This is a genomic window from Novosphingobium sp. YAF33 (assembly GCF_052113265.1).
Taxonomy (GTDB): domain Bacteria; phylum Pseudomonadota; class Alphaproteobacteria; order Sphingomonadales; family Sphingomonadaceae; genus Novosphingobium.
Genome location: NZ_JBFRCW010000001.1, coordinates 536,546 through 551,057, shown reverse-complemented (window position 1 = coordinate 551,057; position 14,512 = coordinate 536,546). Strand labels below are relative to the sequence as shown.

19 protein-coding genes are annotated in these 14,512 nt (G+C 66.3%); 10 read left to right on the top strand and 9 right to left on the bottom strand.

What is annotated here, in order from left to right:
• Positions 1–85 precede the first annotated feature (85 nt).
• The 4 genes from AB4Z00_RS02580 to AB4Z00_RS02565 all read left to right on the top strand — a co-directional run bounded on the left by AB4Z00_RS02580 (position 86) and on the right by AB4Z00_RS02565 (position 1,935).
• Positions 86–724: a hypothetical protein gene (locus AB4Z00_RS02580; protein ID WP_442044851.1), complete on the top strand. Its 639-nt coding sequence runs from the start codon at positions 86–88 to the stop codon at positions 722–724.
• Between the two features lie 9 nt (positions 725–733).
• Complete coding sequence (locus AB4Z00_RS02575) at positions 734–1,105, top strand: hypothetical protein (RefSeq protein ID WP_442044849.1); 372 nt, start codon at positions 734–736, stop codon at positions 1,103–1,105.
• Positions 1,106–1,237: 132 nt separating this feature from the next.
• A complete protein-coding gene (locus tag AB4Z00_RS02570) occupies positions 1,238–1,552 on the top strand; it encodes a YciI-like protein (protein ID WP_442044847.1) in 315 nt (104 codons plus the stop codon).
• Positions 1,549–1,935 (top strand): DUF4440 domain-containing protein, encoded by a 387-nt coding sequence (locus tag AB4Z00_RS02565; RefSeq protein WP_442044845.1) that lies wholly within the window; start codon positions 1,549–1,551, stop codon positions 1,933–1,935. Before AB4Z00_RS02570 ends, AB4Z00_RS02565 begins: the two co-directional genes overlap by 4 nt.
• A 4-nt stretch (positions 1,936–1,939) precedes the next feature.
• Here AB4Z00_RS02565 and AB4Z00_RS02560 read toward each other — a convergent pair whose 3' ends face one another.
• Positions 1,940–2,539, bottom strand: coding sequence for a hypothetical protein (locus tag AB4Z00_RS02560; protein WP_442044843.1), 600 nt, complete (start codon positions 2,537–2,539; stop codon positions 1,940–1,942).
• A gap of 137 nt (positions 2,540–2,676) precedes the next feature.
• Between AB4Z00_RS02560 and AB4Z00_RS02555 the strand changes: the two genes are divergently transcribed.
• Positions 2,677–3,075 (top strand): hypothetical protein, encoded by a 399-nt coding sequence (locus AB4Z00_RS02555; RefSeq protein ID WP_442044841.1) that lies wholly within the window; start codon positions 2,677–2,679, stop codon positions 3,073–3,075.
• A 100-nt stretch (positions 3,076–3,175) separates the two neighbouring features.
• Here AB4Z00_RS02555 and AB4Z00_RS02550 read toward each other — a convergent pair whose 3' ends face one another.
• Positions 3,176–3,457 carry a hypothetical protein gene (locus tag AB4Z00_RS02550; RefSeq protein ID WP_132268458.1) on the bottom strand — a complete coding sequence of 94 codons (282 nt, stop codon included), beginning with the start codon at positions 3,455–3,457 and terminating at the stop codon, positions 3,176–3,178.
• Between the two features lie 324 nt (positions 3,458–3,781).
• Here AB4Z00_RS02550 and AB4Z00_RS02545 point away from each other — a divergent pair, with 324 nt between their 5' ends.
• Positions 3,782–4,255 (top strand): COG3650 family protein, encoded by a 474-nt coding sequence (locus tag AB4Z00_RS02545; protein WP_442044839.1) that lies wholly within the window; start codon positions 3,782–3,784, stop codon positions 4,253–4,255.
• Positions 4,256–4,486: 231 nt separating this feature from the next.
• Here AB4Z00_RS02545 and AB4Z00_RS02540 read toward each other — a convergent pair whose 3' ends face one another.
• Complete coding sequence (locus AB4Z00_RS02540; protein ID WP_442044837.1) at positions 4,487–4,795, bottom strand: alkylphosphonate utilization protein; 309 nt, start codon at positions 4,793–4,795, stop codon at positions 4,487–4,489.
• Positions 4,796–4,866: 71 nt separating this feature from the next.
• Entirely contained in the window at positions 4,867–5,295 is a 429-nt protein-coding gene (locus tag AB4Z00_RS02535; RefSeq protein WP_132268461.1) for an OsmC family protein, read from the bottom strand.
• Positions 5,296–5,837: 542 nt separating this feature from the next.
• On the opposite strand from AB4Z00_RS02535, the gene AB4Z00_RS02530 reads away from it, so the two are divergent.
• The 3 genes from AB4Z00_RS02530 to AB4Z00_RS02520 all read left to right on the top strand — a co-directional run bounded on the left by AB4Z00_RS02530 (position 5,838) and on the right by AB4Z00_RS02520 (position 7,367).
• Positions 5,838–6,185, top strand: a complete 348-nt coding sequence (locus AB4Z00_RS02530) for a hypothetical protein (RefSeq protein ID WP_442044835.1) — start codon at positions 5,838–5,840, stop codon at positions 6,183–6,185.
• 217 nt (positions 6,186–6,402) lie between these two features.
• Positions 6,403–6,714 (top strand): hypothetical protein, encoded by a 312-nt coding sequence (locus AB4Z00_RS02525; protein WP_132268464.1) that lies wholly within the window; start codon positions 6,403–6,405, stop codon positions 6,712–6,714.
• Between the two features lie 110 nt (positions 6,715–6,824).
• Positions 6,825–7,367: a hypothetical protein gene (locus AB4Z00_RS02520; protein WP_442044833.1), complete on the top strand. Its 543-nt coding sequence runs from the start codon at positions 6,825–6,827 to the stop codon at positions 7,365–7,367.
• Here the strand turns inward: AB4Z00_RS02520 and AB4Z00_RS02515 are convergent.
• A complete protein-coding gene (locus tag AB4Z00_RS02515; RefSeq protein ID WP_442044831.1) occupies positions 7,364–8,599 on the bottom strand; it encodes a glycosyltransferase family 4 protein in 1,236 nt (411 codons plus the stop codon). The two genes, AB4Z00_RS02520 and AB4Z00_RS02515, sit on opposite strands and share 4 nt — an antisense overlap.
• Before the next feature lie 65 nt (positions 8,600–8,664).
• Between AB4Z00_RS02515 and AB4Z00_RS02510 the strand changes: the two genes are divergently transcribed.
• Complete coding sequence (locus AB4Z00_RS02510) at positions 8,665–9,375, top strand: fatty acid desaturase CarF family protein (RefSeq protein WP_442044829.1); 711 nt, start codon at positions 8,665–8,667, stop codon at positions 9,373–9,375.
• A gap of 4 nt (positions 9,376–9,379) precedes the next feature.
• Here the strand turns inward: AB4Z00_RS02510 and AB4Z00_RS02505 are convergent, their stop codons facing one another.
• The 4 genes from AB4Z00_RS02505 to AB4Z00_RS02490 are packed head-to-tail and all read right to left on the bottom strand — an operon-like array spanning position 9,380 to position 14,397.
• Complete coding sequence (locus AB4Z00_RS02505; protein ID WP_442044827.1) at positions 9,380–10,660, bottom strand: capsule biosynthesis protein; 1,281 nt, start codon at positions 10,658–10,660, stop codon at positions 9,380–9,382.
• On the bottom strand, positions 10,657–12,303 hold the full coding sequence (locus tag AB4Z00_RS02500; RefSeq protein WP_442044825.1) for a capsular polysaccharide export protein, LipB/KpsS family: 1,647 nt from the start codon (positions 12,301–12,303) through the stop codon (positions 10,657–10,659). The genes AB4Z00_RS02505 and AB4Z00_RS02500 overlap by 4 nt, the downstream gene beginning before the upstream one ends.
• Positions 12,300–13,145, bottom strand: coding sequence for an inositol monophosphatase family protein (locus AB4Z00_RS02495; RefSeq protein WP_442044823.1), 846 nt, complete (start codon positions 13,143–13,145; stop codon positions 12,300–12,302). Before AB4Z00_RS02495 ends, AB4Z00_RS02500 begins: the two co-directional genes overlap by 4 nt.
• A 34-nt stretch (positions 13,146–13,179) precedes the next feature.
• Complete coding sequence (locus tag AB4Z00_RS02490) at positions 13,180–14,397, bottom strand: DUF2279 domain-containing protein (protein ID WP_314464028.1); 1,218 nt, start codon at positions 14,395–14,397, stop codon at positions 13,180–13,182.
• Between the last annotated feature and the right edge of the window lie 115 nt (positions 14,398–14,512).

Here is a 14,512-nt window from a genome sequence, read left to right as displayed (position 1 = left end):
CCGGCGCTATTCTGGCGCGATGACCAGCAATCTTGGAAAAGCTCGACAACGCAACCTTTGGCCTCGGATGTGCATTGCGCTGTTCATGAAGAATCTCCTCACTGCATCGATCCTGGCCCTTGCACTTGCGGCCTGTTCGTCCGAGCCTGCGAAGGCGCCCGATCAGGCTAGCGAGGCTGCGACGTCCTCGGCGATGCCGGAAGAGGCCATGTCCGGGTCCGAGGGAGCCGCGCCGGCGTCCGAGGCCACGGCTACGGAGATGCCATCGGGGACTGCCGGGCCGGCTGCCAACCCCAAGGTGCTGGCGCTGGAAGGGCTGGGTAATTTGCGGCTGGGGCAGGCGGTGCCCTCAGGCTCATCGTGGGCGGAGCGCGGTGCGCAGGCATCGGATGCTTGCCGTACGGTCACTTCACCGGACTACCCGGGCGTTTACGCCATAGTCGAGAAAGGCAAAGTGCAGCGGATCACGCTTGGGCAGCGGTCGCAGGTCAAGCTCGTGGAGGGGGTCGGCGTCGGCTCCACCGAGGCGGACGTGAAGAAGTGGTTCGCCGGCTTCCGTGAGGAACCCCACAAATACGAGGCCGCGCCGGCCAAATATCTCACCGCACCCAATGCCAGGAGCGGGGATCCGGCCCTTCGCTTCGAGATCGGGCAGGACGGCAAGGTCAAGATGGTCCACGTCGGCATGATGCCGGTGCTGGGCTATGTCGAGGGATGTTCCTGATAGAAGAAGATGGCTGGACATGATCTCCTGAAGACGATGATCGTGCTTGGCATAACCTTCGTTTTTGCAGCTGTTTCTGCCTGGCTGTCGGTACGGGCCAATGCCCGCTTTCGGCATCACGAGCGGTTGCCGATGCAATGGTCACTTGCCGGAACGGTAAATTGGACCGCCCCTCGCGTGCTCGCGCTCTGCCTCGTTCCGGCTTTGGGGATTGGCGTGTTGGCGGTCATCACGGTGCTGACTTTCCTGGACGTCAGGCCAAGGCCCGGGCAGGAAAGCATGCTCCTGCCGGTGACGATGCTGATGGCCGTCACTTTCGTCGCGATTCAAATCCTGCATTACGGATTGATCGATAGGACCCTGAACCGGAACCGCCGCTAGAACCGGCCGCGAACGCCCCGTTTTCCGCTTCACGGTCTGGTGCGCTGAAATGTGCGAATGCGGGCGAGGCGACACATCCGGCGCATTTCGTGTAATGCGGATGGTCACACTTCGAAGCACGAGAGCCTCGCGATGAACCACTACCTTCTGACCTATCACCTCGCGCCGGATTATCTGGAGCGGCGCCCGGCGTTTCGTGACGCGCATCTCGCACTGGCCTGGGATGCGGCGGAGAGCGGCGGACTGGTTCTGGGCGGGGCGGTGGAGGATCCCGTCGACATGGCCCTTCTACTTTTCGCGGGCGAGGGGCCAGAAGGCGCAGAGGCCTTCGCCCGGGCGGACCCTTACGTCACGTCCGGGATCGTCCAGCGCTGGACGGTGCGGCGCTGGAACACCGTTGTCGGTGCGGGGGCCGCGAACCCGGTGCGGCCCGAGGGGCAGGCATGAGCGGGGCGGAACTGTCCATCCGTGCGCGCCGGGCGGCTTTCAACCGCGCGATTGCCGAAGGCGACGCTGCGGCCATTGCCCCGATTCTCGCGCGCGACTGCGTCATGGTCACCGGGACCGACAGCGCGCTGATTCAGGGGCGCATGGGCCAGGTTAAAGTGTGGCGGCGGGAATTTTCCGGTCCGGCGCGGCTGATCTACACCCGCACGACCCGTGAGGTCGTGCTCTCCCTGGTTGAGCCGATCGCGATGGAGCACGGGCGCTGGGAAGGGATAGACAGCACCTCGGACGTGCTTACCGCTTCGGGCACTTACTTTGCCAAGTGGCGCGAACTGGGCGGGCAGTGGGTGATCGAGGCGGAAGTCTTCCTCACCCTGGCCTGAACGTTCAGGCGCCCTCGCGCTCGGCAGCCAGGACGTCCGCCGCGGCGCCAGCGGCGCGGGCTGCGGAATCGGCGGCGGAATCCCGCGGCGCCGGGCCTGAAGTCCGGGTCTGAGGCGCGGCGGGCTGCGGCGCATAGCTGCGCGGTCCCGCTTGGTAGAGGCGCTGTTCGGAGGGCGGATAGGCACGGGGTGCGGCCATGTACGGGCGTTCCCCGCGCTCCGGGAATGGGGCGCCGCGTTCGTCCCGGTCGCCGTAGCGATCGCTGCCGCGGTCGTCGCGCCACGGGCGGGCGTAACCGGGGCCGCCGTCGTCAGCCCAGCCCGGGCCGTCCAGGATCACCATGCGCCCGCGCGGCGGTCCGTAGYCGGGCCGGTTGCCGCCAGAGGCGTCGTCCGCATAGCCCTCGTCTGGCAGGGCATAGTCCTCCTGCTCCCGATCGGCATAGCCGGATCGCCGGTCTTCACGGGCGGCAGGCCGATGCTCGCCCGACAGCGCGTAACGATCGGGATACTTCGTGATCTTGCCCGTGGTCATGCCCGCCACGACCACGCCGGCGCCGATTCCACCGGCAGCGAGCACCACGAACCACTTTGCGAAACCCATTTCAACTCCACATCACGCCAGCCCACCTACCTCATATAGGACTAACCGAGGTCCCATGTCGGCGAGGTGAATGCTTCGGGGAATATACCCATGCCTCGGGCAAGCAACCGTTCACGACCGGATGAGATGGTGAACGCATGTTTACGAAACGGTCAGACGCCTATTCGCTCACGCCCTGCTGGTTCACGCGCGTGCACGAGCCGGATGGACGGCGCGAGCGGGACGATGACGGCACGCTGGTCTGCACTTGCCGCTATTGCCGCAAGCGTATCCGTTCGCGGGAGGGCAAGACCTGGAACCTGGCCGATGGCCTCGATCTCGATGCCCTGGCCGCCTCGTGCATCGCCAGCCACTTCAGCGTGGTGGACGTGGAAGAGGGCATGGTGCTGGCGCGCTACCAGGTGCCGCCGGACACCGACGCCGGGGCCATTGCCGACATGCGTGCGGCCATCGCCGAAAAACACGGCTTTGTCCCGGGCGGCGATCTGGAGATACGCTTCGTGCGGCACGAAGACGTGCTTCAGAAGCGGCACTGAACCGGCGCCTGACGAAACACCCTGCGACATACCACGCGGGCAACAAAAAGGGCGCCGTTCCGATTGGAACGGCGCCCTTTTCTGTCTCAGGGACGAACCCTTACTGCGCAGCGGCGCCGGCCAGAGCGCCCTTGGCGTCGGCGAGGCGGAAGTTCACGTTGCGCGAGTTGTAGGTGCCGGTGACGCGGTTGCCAGCGACGTAAAGGCGGAAGGGAACCTGGCCCGAAGCGGTACCTTCGATCACGGTAACCTTGCCCTTCTGCTCAGTGGTGTAGTTGTAGTGCACGCCGTCGTGCGAGAAATCGCGCGAATCTTCAGCGTGAGCGGCAGTGGTGGCAACGGCGACGAGAGCGGCGCCAACAGCGAAAACGGTCTTCAGCATGGCAAAATCCTTAGTCTGAACGATAGGAGATTGCCTTGGGCACCCCTTATCTTGTTGCAGTGCAACATGGTTTTTTGACACCGCTGTCGCAATGGAATTACTTGCCACTGGTGTTGCAGAAACCGCAATTGTCCGGAAATCTGCGGCAAACGAGCATGTTAGCGGTAACGGAACTCTCGGAAAAACTTTCGCACATGCAAAATTTCACCGTCAGCGGAGAGACCGGCGTTCTCTTTCAGGCGAATCGCCCGAGCGCGGCGATGAGCAGAGGGGCGGCCTCATCTGGCGATTGCGCGTTTTGCGCGCGCGGACTAGGCCATGGTCATGGAACTGCGATCCGACGCTCCGCTGAGCCGTGCCGCCCTGGCGCTTGCCGCCGTCATGGTGCTTTCGGCCTGCCACAGCGGCGCCAAAAACGTGCCCGGCGATGCCCAGGACCATGCCCCGTTTCACGAGATCGGTTCAGGCGAGCGCATCCGCTTCGTGGGTACCGAGCCGTTCTGGGGCGGGGATGTCGTGGGAGAGCGCCTGACTTTTACTACGCCTGAAAATGCGAAGGGTGAGGCGATCGCCGTCAGCCGGTTCGCCGGGCGGGGCGGCCTGTCCTTCAGCGGCGAGCGCAAGGGCGCCTTGCTGACTCTCGCGATCGGGCCGGGCACCTGCACCGATGGCATGTCGGATCAGACATATCCTTACACCGCGATGCTGAAACTGGGCGACGAAACCCGGCAGGGTTGTGCCTGGACGGACCGTCAGCGGCCCAGCGGGCCTGAAGTGTCGGCAACGGAAAGCCGCTGAGGCTCCTGCGGCCGGGTCGGGGCGAGGTGCTGCTTCCGCTTGGCCGTATAGGCGTTCTCTGCCTTCGTATCGCCTTCCGAACCCGCCGGCAGGCATGCTCCGGCCAGGGCTCCGAAAGCGATGGCGCCGGCAACGGCGCCCATAACATTGATCTTCATCGGCAATGCGGATCTCCGCTCGCCCCCGTCCGATGAGCTAAACGTCGGGGCCTTGCTGCCGTTCCCTTGGCGGTCAGCGCTTGCGGACGAATTCCGCGCGCAGGACCAGGCCCTTGATGCCGGGATACTTGCAGTCGATCTCCTGCGGGTGGCCGGTCAGGCGGATCGACTTGATGAGCGTGCCCTGCTTGAGCGTCTGTCCGGCGCCCTTGACCTCAAGGTCCTTGATCAGCGTAACCTGGTCACCATCGGCCAGCACATTGCCCACGGCATCGCGCACTTCGACGCTGCTTTCGGCGGCGCGCTTGCTCGCCAGTTCGGACGCGGGCATCCATTCGCCGCTGTCCTCGTCATAGACGTAGTCTTCGTTGTCGCCTGCCATGGTCGTCCTTTCCATCAGGACGGACCCGCCATCCTCAAGGCAAGCGCCATGGCAGGCGCCACGTGGCTTTCCTAGCCCTCCAGCGACTTTTCGAGCGTGATCTCGCAATTGAGCAGCTTGGAGATGGGGCAACCGGCCTTGGCTTCGTCGGCCAGCTTCTCGAAGTCCTCGGCGCTGATGCCCGGCACGCTGGCCTTCAGGGTGAGCGCGGACTTGGTGACGGCGAAGCCGCCATCAGCGCTGTCCAGCGTCACGGTGCACTGGGTGTCCAGCGTGCCGTCCGAGAAGCCCGCCTTGGCCAGCGCGAAGCTGGTGGCCATGGTGAAGCAGGCGGCATGGGCGGCGGCGATCAGTTCTTCCGGATTGGTGCCGGGCTGGCCTTCGAAGCGCGTGCCGAAGCCGTAGGGCTGGTCGCTCAACACCCCGGAACGGGTGCTGATGGCGCCTTTGCCTTCCTTGCCGAGGCCCGAATAGCGTGCGGAGGCGGAATTGGTCGTCATGCCGGATTTCCTTTCATGAGGATCGTGCGTGCTTGGGGATGGAATCTTTCAGCCCGAGCCCGGTCGAATGGGGTTCGGGCGCGACGGGCAAACGCAAGGGCGGCGCGCCCTGTTCCCGATTCGCTGGATGGGGGCCCGGTCCGATGTGCAGGAACGGCCGAGACGCCGCGCCCGTGCGCTGGACCGCATCCGAGAAGAGGAAATCGACGTTAGCGAGTGCAGCATCGAATCGCCTCCAGGCCGGGCCGTGGGGCGGAAGCTATCGCGCCGAGGCGGGCTTTCACAAGCGCGATCCTGTCCGTGATCGACAAGGAACCGGCCGCCGGGGCGGGGGCAGGGCATGTCGGGCCTGCGCGGGGCGGCACAGGGCGGGTTCCAGCGCGGTGTTCGCGGGTGCCATATCTTTCTGTCGCAGCGCAAAATAACGGATTTCTGCGGGTTTGCGCCAATGACCGCTTCCGATTCTCCGGGGCGGATGTTATGTCTCCAGGACAAGAGAGGCGGCCCGCTATGATGGAGCCGTCAGGGAAGAGGATGGTGTCATGAAGCGATTCCTGACAGCATTGCAGGTGGGATTTGTCCTGTGCGCTGCGGCTTCGGCCGGCGCGGGCTGGGCAAGCGATTCCGGATCGGAGCCTACCGCGATGTCGCCGAACATGATCGGCGCCTACTTCATGAGAGAGAGTCTGGTTCCCCGAGCGGACGATCTCGCCCTCATCCAGCGCAAGCCGGCGCTTTACCTTGCCAGTTTCAACGACGGCATGGCGACGGTGGCCTATTCGCTGGATGATGGGCGGATCGTCTATCGGGTGGTTTCGGGTACAGTCAACGATACGGCGCGCGACGCGATCGACCGCGCTCTGGTGAGGCTGCAGCGCAAGCTGGCCTGACCGCAGGGAGAACAGGCGGCGCAAGCCGCAACGGCCGAGGGAAGGGAGAAGGTCAGGGCGCGGCGGACCAGAGTCCACGCGCCCTGATACCGCATTTGGCCGGATACCCTATCTGGTTTGCCGGCATTGATGTATTGCCGCCACGATCTCCGGAATTTCCACCGTATCCGAGCCTGTCGAGGCTGGACCGTCCTGGTGCGCCGCAGCATAAGGCGGCATGGAATTCGTCCACCATTACGAGCGCGCGATCACCTGGATCGTTGCGCAGTGCCCGGCCCCCGACAAGTTCGCGCATACTTATGCGGGCCTCACGATCTGGCTGCTGACGGCCATCGTGATGAAGAAGAAGCTCAGCTCCGCCTGGCCACTGGCGATGGTGGTGATCCTGGAGGCGGGCAACGAATATATCGATCGCCTGGCCCATGGCTCCTGGAGCTGGCACGACACCATTCGCGACGTGATCGCCACGCTGTTCTGGCCTTTCGTCATCTCCTTCGCGATGCGGCTGCGCCCCGCCATTCGCGGCTGATTTTTGGCCCCCGTCGAAGCGGGGCGGCATCAGGATTTGCAGCGCAGGCGGGAACCGGCGATGCTCGGGCGCGATTCGAAGAGACTTTCGAACGCGAAGGAGGAAGCCCGATGCAGCATCCGGACCCGCGCCCCTGGCTGGCCGGCGCCACTCTAATCCTTGTCATGGCCGGTCTGGCCGGGTGCAAGGGCGGTTCCGAGCCAAGCCCCGCAGCCTCTCCCACGATCGCGGAACAATCCGCCGCGGCCGAAGTGGAGCCATCAGAAGCCAGCGAGACGCCTTCGGGCGCGGTCGACAGCCTCTCGGTCTATGTCGGCAAGTATCCGCTGGACAAAGTGGGGGACTACACCTTCTTCCAGCATCCACGGGTGCAGGAAGGCGTTTCCCGCGCCGTGACCGACCCCAAGGTGCTCGATGCCATTGCCGCGATGAAGGGGCCGGTGGGCCCGGTCATGCGCAAGGACAACGATATCGGTGCCTCGCAGTGCGAACTGCACAACTGCGGCGCGCATAACTATGCCGTCCACGTCGATGCGACCACGAATGCGGTCTCTTCGGTCTGCTATTACGACGAAAAGGCCGGTCCGATCGCCACCTGGTATCGCCCCGACGGGTCCAAGACCAGCGAGGGCGGCGGCTGCTCGATCGGCTAGAGCCGGCCCAGCCACGCCTCGACAAGCGCCATGTGCCCCGCCCAGTCGGGCGCGCGGTAGTCTTGCAGCAAGCGGCGCTGGCGCGCGGCCTCTGTGCTGTCGCCCAGGCAGGCGATCACGGCATCCTGCCAGCCCTGTTCGTCGTCGGCGGCCAGGAACAGCGGAATGCCGGGCGCCAGTTCGCGATAGACCGCAAGGTCGGTGGCGATCACCGGCGTGCCGCGCGACAGTGCCTCCAGCACGGGCAGGCCATAGCCTTCGACATGGCTGGGCATGAGCAGGGCTCGGGCATCGTCGAGCCAGGCGGCCAGTTCGCTGTCGGTGCAGCGGGCGAGTTCGACGATCCGGCCATGATCGTGGCTTTCGGAATCGAGCAGGTCGAACGTGTCCTGCGCCTCCCACCCGCGCTGGCCGATCAGCACGAGATCGGGCGTGTTCGCGCCCAGTGTGCGGCGAAGGCCCTTCCAGGCGCGCAGCAGCAGGATGTGGTTCTTGCGCGCCTCGATGGTGCCCAGGCACAGGAAATAGGGCCGGTCCGTCGGCGCCGCTTTCGCACTCTCCGTAAAGGCGACGGCAGAGGCCGGCGCAGCGAGCGGCTCGATTCCCAGATGAGCGACGAGCGTGGGGGCAGGTTCCAGTCCCAGGCTGCGGGCGAAGCGGGTGAGGGCCCCGCCGGTATCGGCCGAATTGACGATGAACCCGTCCGCCGCAGCCAGGGCGTTACGCATCCTGGCAGCATGGCGCGCCGCCTCGCCGGCGCGGCAATATTGCGGGTGAGTGATCGGGATCAGGTCGTGGATGAGGAAGACCGGCCTCAGCGCCCGTGCGGCCAGCCAGTCCACCAGACCCGCTGCGTTCAACCCGGTGTGGCCGACGTTGAGGTAGATCTTGCCCGCGACTTTCGGGGGGCGAACCAGAGCGGCGGGAATCGCCGAAGCCAGCTGCGCGACCAGCGCCCCCCGGATCGGCTTGCCGACCCCGGCGCTCAGCACTGCGAAGAGGCGGTCGCTGGCACGCGGGCCGAGCACGATCCGGTGCTCGCGCCATTGCAGCATGGCCAGGGACCTGTCCGCGAACTCCTCGAGATAGGCCAGGCACACCCGGTCGATCCCGGTAGGCAGGCGCCCGGCCCAGAGGCGCCAGATCAGGCGGCTGACGTCGAGCACGAAAGGACGCGGATCGGCGCCGGTTCCAGTGCGGGATGTGGCGGTAGCGGGCGCCCGAGAAGACATGGCGGGCGCGTAGCAGCGGTCAGGATCGATTGGCAAGCGGCGCGCGAAGGGTTACTGGCGGGAGGATGTCCTTAGTGCAGCGTATTCTTCTCTGGGCCTTCCTGGCCTCGCTGGCCGGCAGCATGGTGCTGGCGTTCGCGGATCCGAGCTGGCTTGCCATCCCCGCGATGCTGGTCGCCTGGTATCTGGCGGATCTGCTGTCCGGCGTGATTCACATGTACATGGACTATCGGCCGTGCCGCCCGGGCATGGGGCTGGACACGATCTTCTTCTACGAAGGTTCGCGTGAGAGCGAGGAGTACCAAGGGCTCTTCCGCGAGCGGATGCGGCGGCTCAACCCGTTCGAGCGCATTTCCTACGATTTCAAGAACCACCACCCGCGCCCGGATGCGTTGGGGCGGCGGCAGCTGTGGCGGCTGATCGGCTCCACCGTGATCGCCGGCGCCTTGCCGATCTCGCTTCTGGGCAATGGGGCCGCGCTGATCTGGCCGATTCCCGGCTGGTTCATGGCCGGATTCGCCACGTTTCTCGTGGGCGGGGCCTTCGCCCAGTATTTCCACGGGACGCTGCACCGGCGAGACAACCCCTGGTTCATCCGCGGCATGCGCAAGCTGGGCCTGCTGATGTCGCCGGAGGCACACCAGATCCACCACGACACGCTGAAGCGCGACTTCGCCACGAATTCCGGCTGGTCGAACCCGCTGGTCAACCGCCTGTTCCGTTTCCTGCGTTCGCAAGGGCACTTGCCCGACGCGAACCTGGAGCCGTCTTCCTGAAGGCTCAGGGCAAATTGAACGCCGGCGGATAGCGACGGCGCACGGCGGGGCCTTCGGGGGCTTCCACGGGGACCAGCAGCCGGTCGACACTGTTTTCCACCAGGATGCGCGTGGCCGATTGGCTCGCGAGGCCGCCGCGCACCAGGCACTTGGCATGGAGCACTTTCTTGAAGGCTTCGTAGAGCTTGCTGTCGGGCAGTTCGGGGCTGCGCCAGAAGCGGTCGAGCGAGGCCTGGTGCGTGATGCCCGGCACGTCGTAGACGGCATCCCCCAGCACGATGACCGGCGTTCCCGAGGCCAGCGCCAGGGTGCCCGAGGTGCTGTTCACGCATACCATGCCGATCGAATTCTCGCAGAGCGGCTGAAGATCGCCGCCGTCGATATGCATGACCCGGCCGGCCAGCCCGAAATGGGCGGCGCGGCGGCGGATCGCCGAGCGCCAGTTGCGGAATCCGACGTCGAGCGGATGCTCCTTGATCACCAGCAGCGCATCCTTGGGCGCATGGCGCGCGAAGCTGGCCAGCACGTAGTCGAGCGCCATGGCCATCGACAGGAATGGCGAGTGCGACCGTATCTGGAAGTCGCCCGAAAGCTGGAGCGGGAACAGGAAATAGCGCTTGCCGTCGATCTCGCGCAGGGTGTCCTGCGCCTGCCGCGCGCGGCGGCCCCGGAGCGAGAAGCGGCGGATCCATCCGAAGCCCTCGAGCACGATCGATCCTTGGCGATGGGTGCGATAGAACGGGAAGCGCAGCAGCAGCCGTCCGGTCACGACATTGTGGTAATGCCAGTAACTGTCGTGCGCGCGCCGGTTGAACGAGGCGGTGATCGACGGGAGATCGGGAATATCGGGAAGCCTGGCCGCCGCGGAGAGCAGGTTCTGCGGATCGCGGTCGAACGAGGAATTGCCGTTCACGCCGTCACGCTCCAGCGTCATCCAGTCGGGCCGGATATAGCCTTCCTCGAAAACGTGGAAGTGGATGCCGCGCAGGCGCGCCAGGCGCATCGCCCGCATGTGCATGGGGCGGCAGTCCCCGAACAGCACCACGTCGGTGATGCCATTTTCCTGCACGTAGCGGTCGAAAAACAGCGGCCAGTCGCGCATCAGGCCGCGATAGTCGGTCGAACCGTCCGGCCAGTCGCGCCGGTCGCCTCCGGACAGGTTGATGCGATGGACCGCCGCGCCGCGGCGGCGCAGTTCTTCGCCCAGGGCGCGGAAAAACGGGCCGGGTGGTCCCTGAAGGAACAAGAACCGGCGATCCCCAGTCGTCAGCAGCAGATGCTTCATCGCCGGGTCATCCATCCAAGCACGCGGTTCATCCTCCCTTGAACTTCCCGCAGGCGAATAAGTGCTGATCGCACGTTGGCCTGCCCGCTTGCAATCCTGTCCACCAGCGTTTCCGGCCCGCACGGCAAACGCGTGACGGGATCGAGGTAGCGGGGATAGAGGATCAGCGTAGCCGCGACCAGTTCGTCCAGCGTCCGGCGGCGGGTGCGGCGCGCGGGTACTGCCCCAAGGTCGCGCGTCAGCCCCCAGCCCGCGTAGAAGGGCACCCCGTGCGTGACGACCTCGCGCCCGCGCATCAGCGCTTCGAACCCCGCCAGCGAGGTCAGAACGTGGACGGCATCGACTTGATCCAGCAGCGCCGCGATCGAGGATGTCCGGTCGATCGTGTCGGCGAATTCCAGCGCGCGCGCGTCGGGGACATGACCCTTGCGATGGCCGGCCTCCACGTCGGGATGCGGCTTGAAGACGATATGTGCGCCAGGTTCTTCGGCGCGGGCGCGGCGCAGCAGTTCCAGATTGTCCAGCCCGCCGCCGCCGCGCAGCACCGAGCGGTCGTCTTCGACCTGCCCGGTCACGAGCACGCGCTTGCGGCCGCCGATCCGGGCACCGCCTTCGCCGTCTGCCCGCGGCGCGCGCTCCGCGTCGAGGCCGTACTTGCTGATCCCGCCCGAAACGAGCCGTTCGCGCAAGGCACCGGCCCGTTCGATGACGGCCCGGGGGATTGCCGCGGTTTCGAGAATAATTTCGAGTTCGCTGGCCTGGGCCGGGTCGAAATGGGGGCCATTGGCATCGACGACGATCGAGAGCGGCGGCACGCAATTGGCGCCGAGGCCGGTCGAGCGGATCATGCCGTCCTCGATTTCACCGATGCGGATGCCGCGCGCTTCGAGATCCGCGAGGGCCTGTGCATCGCTGCGCGCGATCCAGGCCAGCGCCAGGGAGCTTTCGGCAGGCACTTGCGCGCCCTCGGCATGGCGCACCGGGCCGCTGCCGTCCCACAGCAGGTTGTCGGCGGTGATCCGCTTCCAGCGGGCGATGCCGTAGACGCCGGCGACCTTGCGGTTGGCGTCGATCAGGGTGCGCCAGCCTGCCAGCAGTCCAATGGCTTGCGCAGGTTCGAGCCTGCCTTCGCCGAAGGGGTCGCGATAGGTCCAGCGGCCGATTTCGCGGGCTGCGACGGCGTCCAGCGCCGCGGGATCCGAAAGCGCGGCGAAGCGCCCGGCCCCTAAGGGTGCGACCTTGCACCCGCAGAGGGCGGCGACCAGCAGCAGCTCGTCTTCGGCATCGGCTATCACTAGCGAGGCCGATGCGCAGGCGGTCCAGGGGTCGCCGTCCGACGGGAGAGAAGGGAGGTTTTCGAGGCTGACAATCGCGCCGCGCGCGGCCGCGCGTTCCGTCAGCCCAAGGTCTCCCAGATGTCTCGTGACTTCGCCGGCTGCCGCGGTGCCGGATGCGGAGGCCAGAACGTCGCGGCCTTCGGGCAGCACAGCGGGGGCTCCCCAGAACGTACTGCCGACGCGGGCCTGGCGCAGAAGCGAGGACAGGTCCGTCGCGGCGGGGGCCTCTCCGGGAGCGGGCTGAGCCAGGGGCGGTGCGCGGTGGCCCGGGAACGGCGGGATGCGCAGGAACGGGGTTGCCGTCATGCCGCCTCGACCGTCAGTGCCAAGGTTTCGCCCAGGCTTTCCAGCTGGCGCGCCGTACGGTCCCAGATGCCCGGATCGACGGCGGCGATCAGGCCCTCGCGCCGGTCGTCGCAGCGATAGGGGGTGCCGTCGGGCCGGGCGGCCCGGCCGCCTGCTTCATTGAGGAACAGCACGCCTGCGGCATGGTCCCAGGGGAGCGTGCGGGTGAACAGCGTGATGTCGTTCTCGCCCCCGGCGATGCGGGGGTACTGGTCGGCAGCGCAGCGCGGGCTGTCGATCACTTCGGCGCCTTCGGCCAATTCGGCGAGCAGTCGGGCGCGCCGGTCGGGGTCGGGAAGGAGGCGCGTCACGGCCATTACCGGGCGCGCGCGCGCTGCAGGAGCGGTGCGAAAAGCCAGGCCGTCGATGGTGGCGCCCTGGCCGGACAGGGCGGCGCAGAACCGGCCGGACAGGGGATCGAGTATCCAGCCGCCGACCGGAATGCCGTTGTCCGCCAGCGCCACCAGTAGCCCGAAGGGCCCGGTGCCCGCCGCGAAATTGGCAGTGCCGTCGAGCGGATCGACGATCCAGCACGTTCCGGCGCCGAGCCTGTCGAGCAGATCCGGCTGGTGATGCACGGCCTCTTCACCCACCACATGAGCGCCGGGGATCAGGCCGGCGAGGCGTTCGCTCAGGATCGCCTCGCATTCGCGGTCTGCGGCGGTAACCGGTTCGCTGCCACCATTGCCTTCGCGCTTGTCGGCCACGAGCGCGGCGCCCGCCGTGCCGAAGCGCGGCATGACGGCGAGGCGCGCTGCGTCGCGCATCGCCTGCTCGACGGCAGGCGTAAGGCTTTGGTTCATGATCAGCGTGCCTCGATGGCGTGTGATCGCCCAGTTACCAATGGCCGAACTCTCCATGCGTATCGACACGAACCGAGGTGTAGGGAAGCTGAACGTGATCGAGCACGGAGTAGGCGGCCTTGCCGAAGCGCGACTGCGAATTGCCCCAGAACAGCTCGCCCAGGTTCAGACCGACGCCGAAGAACAGGTGCCGCTTGGGCTCGATGCCCTTTTCCCGGTCGCTGTTGAGGAAGTCGGTGGCGTAATAGCCGACCTGGAGGTCCAGGAACCGCAGCGGCGTCTTCTGCAGGCCTTCGAAGCCCGCGCCCTTGAGCGAGAGCATGAAGCGCTGCTGGGCGTAGTGTTCCTTGCCGACGTGGCTGTAGATCTGGTCGTTCGGCATGATCTCGATCTTGAAGGCGATCTTTTCCTTCAGGCCGGGAATCGTGTTGCGCAGCACCGAGAGCGTCGCGCCGGTCAGGTTCATCGCGATGTCCTGCATCGAGTAGCCGCTGTCGGGCTCAATGGCGTCGGACACTTCGTTGAGCGCCATCAGGCCCGCGGCCAGCACGCCGGCCGTGACGGCGTCGCCTTCCGAGGCATTGGTGTTCTTGTGAAGGCGGGCATGAAGAATGTCCGCGATCAGGTAAGTGTTGAAGGCATGGGTCAGCTTGTCCATGCCGATGCTGGTCGTATCCTTGCCGAACCAGCCTTCGTCCTTGAAGTGGAACGGGGCGGTTTTCTTCGTCAGCTTGGGGATCGTCTGCACGCCCATGTAGACGGCCAGGACCGCCAATTCGGTCGTGATCGTGCCCGCCTGCTTGAAGAAGCCGCGGTACTGGGCATATTCGCGCGGAACGTGGCCGGTGCCGTTGAGGCTGACGCCGGGGGGCAGCGATGCGGCCGGGCCGGAAACCACCTGGTTCGTGGGGCCATAGACATCGGCCGGCGCGGCCGGCTCGGGCTCCAGGGCGGCAGGCGGCAGGGTCGTCAGGTCCGGCACCGCGCGGGGTGAAGAGATGTCGGCCAGGTTCCACCGCGAGACGGCGACGAGCTGCGGATCATTTCCGTCGCAAGACGCGGCACTGCCGATGCAGCTGGACGCCGTGATCGGGCCGGCGGCAAGCGCCTGATCCTCGATCCGACCCGTCGGAGCCGAAAAACCGGCCTCCGGAAGGGCTGCCGTGCCGCCGAACGCATCTGCCCAGGCGGGAGTGGCCGGCAGGCAGGCGGCCAGCGCCAGAACCGCCCGGCCGCGGGAACCCATCCTCATGTATCGTCTTACCCTGAAAAGTTATGCCATTTACCAGCCAAGGACATTCGACGATCCGAGGACCACGAAATCAGTTGCCAGCGACCTGTCAAAGGGGCCATTGCGAAGCCCTCCG

What these genes read in the sequence shown, in the direction of transcription:
- AB4Z00_RS02545 (WP_442044839.1), top strand. Translation starts at nt 3,782, where the DNA reads ATGGAACTGCGATCCGACGCTCCGCTGAGCCGTGCCGCCCTGGCGCTT.
- AB4Z00_RS02515 (WP_442044831.1), bottom strand. Translation starts at nt 8,599, where the DNA reads ATGTCTTCTCGGGCGCCCGCTACCGCCACATCCCGCACTGGAACCGGC.
- AB4Z00_RS02530 (WP_442044835.1), top strand. Translation starts at nt 5,838, where the DNA reads ATGAAGCGATTCCTGACAGCATTGCAGGTGGGATTTGTCCTGTGCGCT.
- AB4Z00_RS02575 (WP_442044849.1), top strand. Translation starts at nt 734, where the DNA reads ATGGCTGGACATGATCTCCTGAAGACGATGATCGTGCTTGGCATAACC.
- AB4Z00_RS02555 (WP_442044841.1), top strand. Translation starts at nt 2,677, where the DNA reads ATGTTTACGAAACGGTCAGACGCCTATTCGCTCACGCCCTGCTGGTTC.
- AB4Z00_RS02520 (WP_442044833.1), top strand. Translation starts at nt 6,825, where the DNA reads ATGCAGCATCCGGACCCGCGCCCCTGGCTGGCCGGCGCCACTCTAATC.
- AB4Z00_RS02540 (WP_442044837.1), bottom strand. Translation starts at nt 4,795, where the DNA reads ATGGCAGGCGACAACGAAGACTACGTCTATGACGAGGACAGCGGCGAA.
- AB4Z00_RS02505 (WP_442044827.1), bottom strand. Translation starts at nt 10,660, where the DNA reads ATGAAGCATCTGCTGCTGACGACTGGGGATCGCCGGTTCTTGTTCCTT.
- AB4Z00_RS02565 (WP_442044845.1), top strand. Translation starts at nt 1,549, where the DNA reads ATGAGCGGGGCGGAACTGTCCATCCGTGCGCGCCGGGCGGCTTTCAAC.
- AB4Z00_RS02525 (WP_132268464.1), top strand. Translation starts at nt 6,403, where the DNA reads ATGGAATTCGTCCACCATTACGAGCGCGCGATCACCTGGATCGTTGCG.
- AB4Z00_RS02495 (WP_442044823.1), bottom strand. Translation starts at nt 13,145, where the DNA reads ATGAACCAAAGCCTTACGCCTGCCGTCGAGCAGGCGATGCGCGACGCA.
- AB4Z00_RS02535 (WP_132268461.1), bottom strand. Translation starts at nt 5,295, where the DNA reads ATGACGACCAATTCCGCCTCCGCACGCTATTCGGGCCTCGGCAAGGAA.
- AB4Z00_RS02580 (WP_442044851.1), top strand. Translation starts at nt 86, where the DNA reads ATGAAGAATCTCCTCACTGCATCGATCCTGGCCCTTGCACTTGCGGCC.
- AB4Z00_RS02500 (WP_442044825.1), bottom strand. Translation starts at nt 12,303, where the DNA reads ATGACGGCAACCCCGTTCCTGCGCATCCCGCCGTTCCCGGGCCACCGC.
- AB4Z00_RS02550 (WP_132268458.1), bottom strand. Translation starts at nt 3,457, where the DNA reads ATGCTGAAGACCGTTTTCGCTGTTGGCGCCGCTCTCGTCGCCGTTGCC.
- AB4Z00_RS02570 (WP_442044847.1), top strand. Translation starts at nt 1,238, where the DNA reads ATGAACCACTACCTTCTGACCTATCACCTCGCGCCGGATTATCTGGAG.
- AB4Z00_RS02510 (WP_442044829.1), top strand. Translation starts at nt 8,665, where the DNA reads ATGTCCTTAGTGCAGCGTATTCTTCTCTGGGCCTTCCTGGCCTCGCTG.
- AB4Z00_RS02490 (WP_314464028.1), bottom strand. Translation starts at nt 14,397, where the DNA reads ATGAGGATGGGTTCCCGCGGCCGGGCGGTTCTGGCGCTGGCCGCCTGC.